The organism is Thermodesulfatator autotrophicus, assembly GCF_001642325.1.
GTDB classification, from domain to species: Bacteria; Desulfobacterota; Thermodesulfobacteria; order Thermodesulfobacteriales; family Thermodesulfatatoraceae; genus Thermodesulfatator; species Thermodesulfatator autotrophicus.
This window is the reverse complement of sequence record NZ_LSFI01000066.1, coordinates 1-315: the sequence shown is the minus strand read 5'-3', so window position 1 is coordinate 315 and position 315 is coordinate 1. Positions and strand designations below refer to the sequence as shown.

Here is a 315-nt window from a genome sequence, read left to right as displayed (position 1 = left end):
TCTTTTTAGCCGCTCTTTCTACAAACCCCTTGCTCCCTATCGCCAAACTCTCGGTAAAATACCTCACCCTTTGCCGATAAACTTCGCCTGTCCCTCTTTCTGGCTCACCAAGCCCGCCCTTCCCGTATACAAACTCCCGCAATAGCTCAAGCCTCTCTTTCTCCGCCTTCTTCTCCCACCTGCTAAGCCCCAGATCCAGCGAAAGAAAATCTTTGCCTGTCCCTCTTCTTGACCTGTATCCAAGCGAACACCAGCGGTACTCTTCTGGCCTCTCCGCTATACCCGCCCGCACCGGGTTTAGCTCTATGTAAGCCA

The 315-nt window shown here is 53.0% G+C and carries 1 pseudogene; it reads right to left on the bottom strand.

What is annotated here, in order from left to right:
• Positions 1 to 315 (bottom strand): annotated as a pseudogene (locus TH606_RS11745) (hypothetical protein); the annotation flags it as partial.